The 12026-nt window shown below is 37.1% G+C and carries 6 protein-coding genes, 4 pseudogenes and 1 other annotated feature; of the genes and pseudogenes, 7 read left to right on the forward strand and 3 right to left on the reverse strand.

The features are described 5' to 3' along the window. Positions 1–17 precede the first annotated feature (17 nt). From ACN19N_RS06110 to ACN19N_RS06120, 3 genes are all read right to left on the reverse strand, one after another. A protein-coding gene (locus ACN19N_RS06110; RefSeq protein WP_420002197.1) for an IS5 family transposase occupies positions 18–831 on the reverse strand; the annotation gives its coding sequence in 2 pieces (ribosomal slippage) (positions 18–443 and positions 445–831; 813 coding nt in all). Between the two features lie 483 nt (positions 832–1314). Then, positions 1315–2538, reverse strand: coding sequence for an HmuY family protein (locus tag ACN19N_RS06115; RefSeq protein ID WP_420002198.1), 1224 nt, complete (start codon positions 2536–2538; stop codon positions 1315–1317). Positions 2539–2559: 21 nt separating this feature from the next. After that, positions 2560–4596, reverse strand: coding sequence for a TonB-dependent receptor plug domain-containing protein (locus ACN19N_RS06120; RefSeq protein ID WP_420002199.1), 2037 nt, complete (start codon positions 4594–4596; stop codon positions 2560–2562). Positions 4597–4768: 172 nt separating this feature from the next. Between ACN19N_RS06120 and ACN19N_RS06125 the strand changes: the two genes are divergently transcribed. From ACN19N_RS06125 to ACN19N_RS06155, 7 genes and pseudogenes are all read left to right on the forward strand, one after another. Next, entirely contained in the window at positions 4769–5755 is a 987-nt protein-coding gene (locus tag ACN19N_RS06125) for a DUF6607 family protein (RefSeq protein WP_420002200.1), read from the forward strand. Between the two features lie 10 nt (positions 5756–5765). Next, positions 5766–5923, forward strand: a pseudogene (locus ACN19N_RS06130) (hydrolase or metal-binding protein); the annotation flags it as partial. 561 nt (positions 5924–6484) lie between these two features. Next, positions 6485–6757: a POTRA domain-containing protein gene (locus tag ACN19N_RS06135; protein ID WP_420002201.1), complete on the forward strand. Its 273-nt coding sequence runs from the start codon at positions 6485–6487 to the stop codon at positions 6755–6757. Between the two features lie 122 nt (positions 6758–6879). Then, positions 6880–8142 (forward strand): annotated as a pseudogene (locus ACN19N_RS06140) (IS3 family transposase). Then, positions 7169–7282 (forward strand) — a sequence feature (AL1L pseudoknot). It overlaps the preceding pseudogene by 114 nt. A 211-nt stretch (positions 8143–8353) precedes the next feature. Beyond that, positions 8354–8626, forward strand: a complete 273-nt coding sequence (locus ACN19N_RS06145) for a hypothetical protein (protein WP_004662783.1) — start codon at positions 8354–8356, stop codon at positions 8624–8626. Between the two features lie 164 nt (positions 8627–8790). After that, positions 8791–9250, forward strand: a pseudogene (locus tag ACN19N_RS06150) (IS5 family transposase); the annotation flags it as partial. 272 nt (positions 9251–9522) lie between these two features. Beyond that, positions 9523–11988: pseudogene (locus tag ACN19N_RS06155) on the forward strand (acyl-CoA dehydrogenase). Positions 11989–12026: the final 38 nt, after the last annotated feature.

Consider the following 12026-nt stretch of genomic DNA (forward strand, 5'->3'; position numbering starts at 1 on the left):
TAGACCTCTTGCGAAAGTTATTTTTTGATCATGCAATTGATAAGCCCAGAAATTAAATTTACTCTTAATCCGAATCTTTTTCGTCTATTTCTATATCGTTCACTCAGAATACGAAAGACTTTAAGTCTTGAATTGATATGTTCAATCGGAATTCGACGACGACTTATTTCCTTGTTGATTTGCTTAGCTTCTTTCGGTAAGCTCATTTTCCTTGGTTTTTTAATTGGAATTAATAACTTACTCTTTATTTCTTTGAACCCTTTATAGGCCAAATCCCCCAAAACACATGTAAAATTGGCAAATTCTTTAGCATATTTTCGAGCTATTTTAAGATCATGCATTGTCCCTATTTCAACTTGAATACTCACAATTTGATTTAATTTTGGACTAAAAATAACCTGTGTTTTTAATGTATGCTTCTTCTTTTTCCCACTATAGAATTTTCTTTGTTTTTTTGGGACGTTCAATTTGTGATTCTGTAAAATCTATGATTACAAAATCATCATTTGCCACATGTTGATTTCGTTTAGGTAAAGCAAAATATCGAGATTGAATCAGGGCATTTTCAACTTTTTGAATCGTGCGATTAACATTACTTTCAGCTATACCATAATCAACTGATAATTCTAGGTGTGTTCTATATGATCGTAAGTAATTCAAAGATAATAATAATTGATCTTCTAAAGTTAAAGAATGCGGACGCCCAGATTTTTTCTTGGCGCGCTCAGAATTTTCTAAAATCGTCATCATTTTAGAAAATAAAGGACGAGGAACCCCAACTAAACGTTTAAATTCTTCATCATTAAATCGTGTTAAATTTTCATATCTCATAGAAAATAGTATAAACGATTTTATACTTTCGCAAGAGGTCTATTTTGATTAAACAAAAAATTGATTTATAAAAATGAAAACTGAGTTTAAGAAATTAAAAAATCTTATTTCTGTTTATTATATGCACGATAGATCATTTTTCCAGAAATATAAAATAGACTACATATTTATTGAAAAAATATAGATAGTTGTTGTCCATTAGCATTAGTTAATACGGTTACTTATTTTCTGTAAAGTGTAAGATTTTAAATTGATCATTTATGAACAGGGGACGATACCCGCTTTCATGTTAAATACTCCACAGGTGTTTGAAAAAAAAATATGCGATGTAGACGTATCGTAAAAAATAACACTAAGTTTTTTCATTACTCATTCTATCAAAGTAAGTTGCATTCATTTATAAATGCTGTGTTCCCTGAATGATAATAAATAGGTAGTATTTATCTTAAATAAAAAACGGAGCAATGCTCCGTTTTTTATGGCTCATTTTGCAGGTTGGACATCTAATTCGAAAGTCCATGTGGTTGCACTTGATGCATTACTTGGATCTGCGTATTTAACTTCTTTAAGATGCAGACGTGCGTAGCTATTGCCTTTATTTCCTCTAATAACCGTTGCACTATCTGTATTTGCTTTCAACATATGCGCAGCCTGCAAGCCATCTGCTTGAGCGGCAGCTAATGTTGGGTAGTAGTTGTACCAACCATACGATAATTTTTGCGGGTAGGTGCCTTTGAAAGCTGGATTTAAAATAGAAGTAATACTATTAGAACCCCATTTTACATTTGTTGTTGATACTGCCGCTTTTAGATCTGCTTCAGTTGTAACGTAAGCATTGCTGTCTTTAAATTTATCGGTAACGGGTTTACCGTCTGCCCCATAGAAGCCTGCTGGCTGTGATGTCACCATACTACCAATACCTTGGTTAAGCTGTACGTTATAACGGTTAAACGCCAATTGCCACTTTGCATTTGCACCTTTGGTGGTTGTTCCTGTGCTGAGATCGACATAATTCCAGCCTTGGGTTGCATCAATGGTTAAGGTTTTTACATCATGAGGAAGTTGGGTATTGATATAACGGATCGAGATATAACCAGAAGTTGTGCCTTGGTAATAATTATAAATCTGCACAGCGAAAACTGGCTTCTCATAAGTACCGACTACATTTTTAGAGCTTGAATCGGTTGTGACTAAGAATGTTTTGAAATTTGGTGACATCCGATGATCACCAAATAAATCATATTCGAAAAAGCTGTTACTGCCAGAAGTTGTATCCATAAATGCATTGCTATACGCATCTACACTCCAAGCCTGCGCTGGTAAGCTACCACTTTGCGTTGCATCCAGTTCTTTAGATAGATTTTCCCAAGTCGCATCAAAGGGTGAATAAAGCACACCACCATTGCCTGAGCCACTGACGCCACTGTTTGAAAAAAGCAGTGGGGTACGCGTACCCATGGCAAATTTCAAATCCCATTCAGCAGTTGTACAAGAAATTTCGGTTTGAGTGTCAATATCATAACAATAGGAATTGTTGGCACTGGGAGTCACTCTCCATTGTTTGCTTTTCAGCGTAAATAAATCTGTTTTGGTTGCGGGTGGTGTGCTATTTCCACCATTATCCGATGAACCACCGCCACCGCAGGCGATCAGTAAGGTACTTAGCGTGCTTAGTGCAAATAATTTAGCTAAATTTAAATGAGACATTGTTGAGTGATCCTTTAAAGATTATTTCAGATTGCTATTCCAGTTAAAGCGCAGCCCCATGTAGGTATATCGTCCTGCGATAGGTCGGTAATCTACTGCGTTAGAGAAATTACGTTGTTCATTGAATATATTGTCGATGCCTGCGAAAGCACTGATATATTTGTTGATGCGATAGTCAACTTGTGAGTCAAGAGTGATCCAGCTCGGTGATTGTTTTTGATTGGCACCGTCCCCGTATTCATCGCTTTGGTAACGACTACGTAGAGTCAGGTCTAACTGATCATTCAAGGCATAATCAGCCCCTAAGCGCGCAATATGTTTTGGACGTCGTGTTAGAAGTGTATTTGTGGTTTTATCCTTGGCTTCGGTATAGGTATAGGCACCATTGAGCGAAAGATAGGGGGTCAGATTCCATTTAACTGAGCTTTCAAAGCCTTTGGTTTCAGCCTTGGCAACGTTGCTATAGCTATATTGAGTAATACCATTCAGTGTTGTTGCGTTGTCAAAGTCTGTTTGAATGAGGTCCTTAACATCATTCCAGAATAGGTTGAAGTCAGCATTCCAGCGATCATTTTGAACAAGGCTTAATCCCAGTTGATAGCTATCCGATGACTCTGGTTTTAGATTCGGATTACCAATCACGATATAGCCTAAGTGACTATGGTCAAAAGAATAAAAGCGTTCTTTGAGATTAGGAACACGGTAGCCCTGACCATAACTTAAGCGTAAATCTGCCAAGAGATCATTTTGCTCGTAAAAGCGGTATTTAGTACTGAGTTTAAAGGCATTGTGGTCACCAAAATCATCATCATTTTGGAAACGCCAACCAATGACTGCATCGAGATTTGGGACTAAATTGAAATCATTTTGAACATAGAATTCATGGCGATCACGTTTAACGCTACCACCTTGCATCTCAAACTTACCATTGTTGCTCTGCTCTAGTTTTTCTTCATGCCAGTCATAGCCCAATTGCCAGTTTTGTTTTTGCCATTTAGGGAGTGTGAGTTGTGAGCTGAGATGATTATTTTCTTGTTTTGAGTTTCTCAATGCAGATAAATAACCATCTACAGTTTGCACTGAAGTGGAATCATATGTTTCATGGACTGCTTTTAAATCGACTTTGGCAGTGTTCATGAGATTAAATTGAGACCCTGCGCTAAAACGTTGGCGCTCAATATCTTCAACTTTGTATTGCTTTAGATTAAATGGAGATACAAAGAGTAGGCTGCGTTGATGATCTTTTTCTTTGTATTCATTGAAATCTGCCCAAAGCATAAATTGATCTGTAGCTTGCCATGCACCATAAACGGCATATTGTTGGCGTTTCTGTTCATCGCCTTGTTGTGCATAGTTCTCTGGTTCTACTGCAAATCCATCATTACTGAATTGATCTGCAATAATGCGGCCTTTCAAATTTGAATTTGCAGCTTCAATACTGATTTTCTGATGGTGATTGTTGATGGACGTGTTTTTTCCATCCGCATTTTGTTTGCCATATGAGCCAATATCGATTTGGCTTGAAATTGAAATACCTTCCTGAACTTTCTTCGTAATAATGTTAATCACACCACCCATCGCAGATGAACCGTATTGTGCAGATGCAGCACCTTTAACCACTTCAATATGTTCAATGCCACCAATTAAATATTGATCCAAATCAACAGTAGAACTGGTGCTGGCAGCAAGCGGTAAACCATCAATCAAAATCAGCACTTGGTCACTACTTAGACCTTGTAGTGAAATTTCATAGCCTGATTTGCCATGAATTTCTCTGAGCAGAATCCCAGGGATATTTTCTAAAGCATCTTTTAAGGTAATGGCATTGGTTCGTTTTAGTTCATCTTCACTGATAATTTCGGTTCGGATTGGGCTATCGATTAATTTTTTTTCTGAACGTGTTGCTGTGACCACAATAGTATCAAGGACATAATGTGGTAATTTGGCGCTAGCATTTGCTGATTGTTCGAAGGCGTGAATCGATGGAGACATTAAACCTACTGCTAAAAGGGAAGCAAATAAAAAACTAGGTCTAGAAGAAAATTGAGGAGGTCGCATATTCACAGCATTCAATAGTAATGAAAATTATTCAATAATATAAATGGTAATCATTATCATATTAATTTACAATACCCCACAGGTTTATTTCAAAAAGATACGTACAGCTAATTTTTTAAAAGTTGTTTTATCTAATTTAATCAATGATTTAATATTTTATTGAGATTTTTTTATGAAACTTAAGCTATCTTATGTTTTGGTTACAGCATTTGTGATGGGGATAACAAGTGTAAATGCAGCACAACAGCCAATAAAACTAGCTGAGGCATTACAGCAGCAATCTTTACATGAAAATCTGACACAGGAACAAGCGCGTCAAGCCATTTTGAAAATGGCTGGAGAGTACAAAGTCGATTTTCGTTTTGAAGAACTCTATTCACTTAAACAAGGTTATGAACTCAAAGATGATGATTTATCAAGTGGACATGAAACGGTCATTGTTTTAGAAAACACACCTAGTAAAGTGTCATTACAACATATCTTGGTTGCAGGTGGGCAAGTAGTGAAACACTGGCGTCAAGATTGGGAATACGAACCTACTAAAATGTGGAGCTATATTGGTGACTATCGCTGGAAAAGCATTGATCTAAAAAAAGCTGAAAGTAGCGGTAAATGGTTACAAACAGTATGGCAAGTTGATGATTCACCCCGTTATGCTGGTTTAGGAAAATGGATAAAAGACAATGGTGTTGTTGAATGGGTATCCAATGAAACCTACCGCCCATTGCCACGCCGTGAACATACCACACGTAATGATTATGATGTAATCATTGGTATCAATCGTCATGCACTCACAGCAACAGGTTGGGTACACGAGCAAGACAATATTAAATTCGATAGTAAAACCAATACGGCACTGGCACGTGAACTTGGGTTTAACCGATATAACAAAGTCGAAGGTTATGACTTTAAGCCTGCTTATGATTATTGGAAAAACAATGCGGCGTATTGGAGTGCAGTCAAGGGGGCATGGAGCGATGCATTTAATCAAAATCAAATTGTGGCATTAAAATTTGCAGAGAAAAATGAAAAGTCTCATTTTAGTTATTTTAATGACCAAGCTGAGTCGGTTGCAGGAAAAGCAGTAAAGGCTGAACAGTTACAATCACAAGCAAAAACTTTGCTTAATCAACAGTTACTTGAGGGCAAAGTTAATTGATTAGAATTAAAAGGCTTTGAATCATATAGTTTCTCAAGGCTATGGCAATTCCTACTTTGAGGTGGGAGGAAAAGAGTGCTTAATATTGTTGATGAGTTCTATACAGATTAATCAAAACTAGAGCAGCATCAACAATCTCATGATCTCACTTATGTTCAAGATATCTAAAAAGGGTTGCAGCAGTCAGTTCAGGTTTTTAATTAAATTAAAGAAGGAGAACAATGTTCTCCTTCTATTATGGCTAAGATTATTTTTTATTTATAGTCAGCTCAAAGGAGTTTAAATTTTTGACGAAATTAAATAGAGCATACGAGTCTGTATAATAAATATGCACTTGATAATGATTTTCATTTTGTTTATTGCTTATCATGGAGCTTGTGTATAAATTTCGTATCAATTTAGATTGATCTCTATTAAATAATTTAGATGAATAAAAAAATATTTTTGGGATGCGTACTGAGCTACATTCCAATTTATAGCTATGCGTTAGAAGATATTTCACTTCCAGAAGTGATTAGATAAGATCAACGTTTAAATGAGCTAAAGAACCAACTTTTAGAGCAAGATCTGCAAGTCAGCCCTCAACAAAAGAAATCGAACAGTTACACAGTCAAAGATATTGTTGTAGAAGAAGCACCTTGTTTTCCGATTAAACAAGTTACACTTTCAATTAAAAATAATCATGACAATCAATATCAGGCTAAAGATTTCTCCTATTTATTAAAACCATTGAATAATGAAAAAAAAGGAATTATTGGTAAGTGTATCGGTACGCAAAGCTTACAAAATTTAGTCCGATATTCCCAAAATGAATTGCTCAAAAAGGGCATGATTACGACTCAAATTACAGCTCAACCACAAGACTTGAATACAGGTATTTTAGAGCTACAACTTGAACTAGGTCGATTACATAAAATCATTAGACAAAACGAACAACCTTCAAAATTAGAACTTTATTCAGCTTTGCCATTCAAAGAACAAGATGTACTCAATTTAAGATAATTAGATCAAGGTCTAGAGAATCTGAAACGCACTTCAAATCGTACTTTGGATATTGAAATTGTACCAGCAAGTTGAACCGTACCGGGTTTGTCGGAGAGTCAATATTCTGAGAGACTACTCCAATGAAAAAATCAAACTATACCCCTGAAATCAGAGAAAGAGCGGTTCAATTATTGATTGAATCTGAAAAAGATTATCCATCGAATTGGGCTGCGATCACCGCTATTGCTCCCTGAGCAGTATACTGCGCAAGGGCTGTACTCCTGAAACACTACGTGTTTGGTATCAAAAATATTTAGATAAACAAAATCCAGTTAAAGTACAGCAGCTGTCAGACCAAGAACGTATCAAACAACTCGAACGTGAAAATAAAGAACTGCAACGCGCCAATGAGATTCTACGTAAAGCAGCCGCTTTTTTCGCCTAGGCGGAGCTCGACCGCCCACACAAATAATGGTGGATTTCATCTATAACAATAAAGACTTATATGGTATTGATGCGATTTGTAAGATTTTACCGATCGCAGCTTCAACCTATTACCGAACTTTAGATCTCTGCGATGAGAAGCATTGCTTCGCAAGGGAACATCGAGCAAAGCGAGATTTACATGACTTGCATCATGCTGAACAAATTAAACGAATTTGGAAGGAAAGTTCAGGTCGGTATGGTGTGCGTAAGGTCTGGCAACAATTGAAACGTGAAGGTTATGTTATCGCACTTTGTACAGTTGCTCGATTGATGCAGAAGCTAGGTATACAAGGTGTTTGGCGTGGTAAGAATAAACAAACCACCCGTAGCCGAGATGACCAAAAACGAGCACCTGACTTGGTGAAACGGAATTTTAGAGCTGATCATCCTGACCCTTGCGAAGCAATGCTTCTCAGGTCGCTGACTTTACGTATATTCAAACTCATTCAGGCTGGGTCTATACCGCCTTTATTATTGATGTGTTCTCACGAGCAATTGTTGGATGGAAAGTATCTACACGAATGAATACAGATATGGTGCTCGATGCATTGGAGCAAGCATTGCATGATCGGGGCATGCCAAAGAATGTGATTCATCATTCCGACAGAGGTGTGCAATATATTTCTATTCGCTATACCAATCGTTTAGAAGCTGCAAATTTACGAGCATCAGTCGGTACGACTGGTGATTCATACGATAATGCTCTGGCTGAAACGGTGAATGGCTTATACAAAACAGAGGTGATTGAATATCTAAAAGCAGATTGGCAAGGTTTAGCAGATGTACAACTTGCGACACTAAACTGGGTAGATTGGTTCAACAAAACGCGTGTACACAGTGCACTGGGTTATGTATCGCCTTTTGAGTTTGAAGCAATATACTATGATAAGATTAACCCGTTAGGTCAGGTGGCCTAACTTAAATAAAAAAGTCTCCGACAAACCCGGTACGGTTCACTAGCATTAGTGACAATTTTCGCCATTTAGCTTCCAGTCTTGTTGTTTATGTCAAAAATATGACTTAAATATTTAATAACTAAAAATAAATATTAAAAAATGGTTGAATAATAAGCAATTATCTATAAAGATAACTAATATTCACTTGGTCATTCATTCTAGGAGGTAGATCATGATTGATGTGCAATATTCCGAAAATGTCTCTATACATCAGTTATCTGATGACGCATTCTTGTTAAGAGTCAATGATGCCAAGGTTTATCAATATTTGCTCAAGCAATGTGGCAAGGAATTCGGTTGGGAACGTTCGATACAAAAATCTCAAAGTTTTTTTAACGGTGATATTGAATACCAAATTAACCTTTCTGATATTCCATTGGAAAATTTTGGACGAGATTTCTTTATGTTGGAACCAGAGCTACTCGATAACATTGCGAAAAGTTAATACATAGCTTGATTATATGCTGTGTATAGTTAGTTATATATTTCAGTTTTTCGCCACGTCATCCCCTTGACGTGGTCTTTTTATATAAAACTATTTTATCGAGAATAGAATCAATTTTATAATTTTGATACTGAATATCGTCGCTAATGGCGCAAACTTCATATCAAATACGAGCATTTCAGCTCACAACAAACAATGTGAGTGATTCACAGGTGTTGGTGATTTGCTTGATCAAATTCCATTGGATGAACGAATTGATTCAGTCTATACAGATGGTGCTTATGACACAAAGCACTGCCGACAAGTCATTTTAGATTGAGATGCACATGCAGTCATTCCACCTAGGAAGAATGCAAAGCTTTGGAAAGATAAGAAATTGAGATATTTAGAGAGAGGAATGAATTATTAAAAACAGTCAAACGGCTAGGTAGGTCACTTTGGAAAAAATGGTCTGGTTATCATCATAGAAGTTTAGTGGAAACCAAAATGCATTGCATCAAATTATTAGTTGATAAATTAACAGCAAGGAGTTTTCCTAGTCAGGTGAATGAGATTTATGCACGTGTAGCAGTTTTGAATAAATTCACAGTATTTGGTCGACCTCATACCCAAGTTGTGACTTGAATTTAGCTCAATTACGGTAGCATTGTCTTTCAAACCTTTGTACAACAAAGCCTCGCTGTAGTAGTAAACCGGATAAACTTGCAATAACAACTTTCGCAAGATGTCTTATCTTGATACGGTTGTGTAATGTTTAGTAGCGAATTTAAAAAAAATCAATCTGATCTGTAGAATAAAAATTCACGCTTTTTTCACCTATTTCCATCTAAGTTCAAACATGAAGTCATTCAAATAAATCATTTTTCTCAGTTCAAGTTGAAGGCAAAGGAGTAACTATGACTCTCGTATTGATATTGCTTAGCTTGTTGATTCAGTTTGTTGTGTTGTGGGCTGTATTTTATTTCGAACTCAATCGAACAATTGGTAGTATTGTTGCTATCGCCACTGCGATTCTCTGCGCGATTTTTATTACACCGTGGAGTTTAGTGGTTGGTATTCCCATCATTTTAATGAGTATTATTTTACTTGTTGCACCATTACGTGAAGCTTTAATTGCTAAACCTGCGTTTAATATTCTTTCCAAAGCAATGCCTAGCATGAGTATTACAGAAAGAGAAGCTTTGGAAGCAGGTACAAGTTGGTGGGAAAAAGAATTATTTATGGGAGCGCCTGATTGGGAAAAGTTCGATCAATATCCTTATCCAAAACTTTCTGTAGAAGAACAATCTTTTATAGACAATGAAGTTCAACAACTTTGCGCCATGCTTGATGAATGGAAAATTCACCACAAAGATAAAAATTTACCTCGTGAAGTTTGGCAGTTTATTAAAGATAAAGGTTTTTTAGGACTCATCATTCCAAAATCATTTGGGGGAAAAGAATTTTCAGCATTTGCTCAAAGCCGCATTATGAGCAAGATAGCATCACGTTCATTGACTGCGGCAGTGAGTTGTATGGTGCCCAACTCGCTTGGTCCCGGTGAACTATTACTCCATTACGGTACAACTGCACAGAAGCAACGTTATTTACCCGGCTTAGCAAATGGTACAGAAATTCCTTGCTTTGGCTTAACCAGTCCAGAAGCTGGTTCTGATGCGGGAGCAATTCCAGATACAGGTATAGTCTGTTATGGGGCTTATCAAGGACAAGAAGTTCTTGGTCTAAAAATGAATTTTTCTAAAAGATGGATTACGCTTGCACCGATTGCAACGGTAATTGGTTTGGCATTTAAGTTGTACGATCCAGATGGTCTATTAGGTGATAAAAGTAAAAGTGAATATGGAATTACCTGTGCATTAATACCTGCAAGTCATGAGGGGATAAAAATAGGTGCACGCCATAATCCTGGTGCGCCATTTATGAATGGAACCGTGGAAGGAACAGACATTTTCATTCCAATCGACTGGATTATTGGTGGTCAACAAAATGCAGGTAAAGGTTGGCGCATGTTGATGGAATGTCTAGGCGTTGGTCGTGGTATTTCTTTACCAGCATTGGCCACTGCTGCGGGTGAGATGAGCTACCTTTTAGTGGGTGCATTTGCTAGCGTTCGACAACAGTTTAAAGTGTCAGTTGGGCATTTTGAAGGTGTGCAAGAGGCAACCAGTGATATTGCCAGTGATGCCTATATGCTTGAGTCATTTAGATACATGGTGACTTGTGGTTTGAATCAGGGCGGGACTCCAGCCGTCATGACAGCCATGGCAAAATATTATGCGACTGAAACCATGAGAAAAGTGATTAATCATGGTATGGATGTCGTTGGTGGACGTGCGATTCAGCTAGGGCCACGTAACTTTCTGGCTTTAACCTACTAATCTATACCTGTTGCAATTACGGTAGAAGGGGCAAATATTCTTACGCGTTCTTTGATGATTTTCGGTCAAGGTTCCATGAGATGCCATCCGTATTTATTTGAAGAACTGCAATTATTGCAATCAGACAATAAAGCGAGTGCTCTAAAAAAATTCAATACCTTGTTATTCAAACATCTTGCTTATACTTTTAATCGTGCTGCTAAAGCGCTTGCATTTGGTCTCACAGGGGGCAGTAAAGAGGGCTCTTCAGCAGCTGATGATTTCTCAAAACCATATTATGCAATTATCAATCGGATGAGTGCTGATTTTGCTTTGACAGCAGACATGGCATTGGGAATATTGGCTGGAGATTTAAAACGTAAGGAAATGCTTTCAGGTCGTTTAGCGGATATTCATGCCCATTTATTTATTGCAACATCGATTCTTAATTATTATGAGCATGGACAAAGAACTGAGCCGGATCAAAAACATGCAGAATTAGCATTAAATAAGGCTCTCTATAATGCTCAGGAAGCATTCTTTGGATTCTATGAAAATTTCCCTGTGAAAATTGCTGCGAAATTGGTGAAATTAATCAGTTTCCCATTTGGTCGACCAGTCACAAAGCCATCGGATGAACTCAAACAGCAAGTTGCTCAATTACTGCTAAAAGAAAATTCTTTTAGGGCTGAATTGAAAAAACATGTTTATTACACAACCGATGAAACAGATGTGATGGGACGCATGGAATCAACTTTCCAAATGTTGCTAACATTGCAGCCGCTTTGGGATAAGTTTAAAAAAGCTGAATCGAAAGATCAGTTTAAGGGGCTGACTTTTGAGGAACATATTGCAGATGCCGTTGCAGTGGGTTTTATTACTGCAAATGAATCGGAACAGCTTTTAAAATATAACGCTAAACGCTACGACAGTATGCTGACTGATATATTTGATCAGCATTTAGAAAATGACTTGCCTCTTGGAAACCCTCATTTGAAAAGTTAGATAAGGTGATCAATAAAAAAGCGAGATGTTCAAGTCTC

The sequence above is a fragment of the Acinetobacter sp. LF10 genome (assembly GCF_048585715.1).
GTDB lineage: Bacteria > Pseudomonadota > Gammaproteobacteria > Pseudomonadales > Moraxellaceae > Acinetobacter.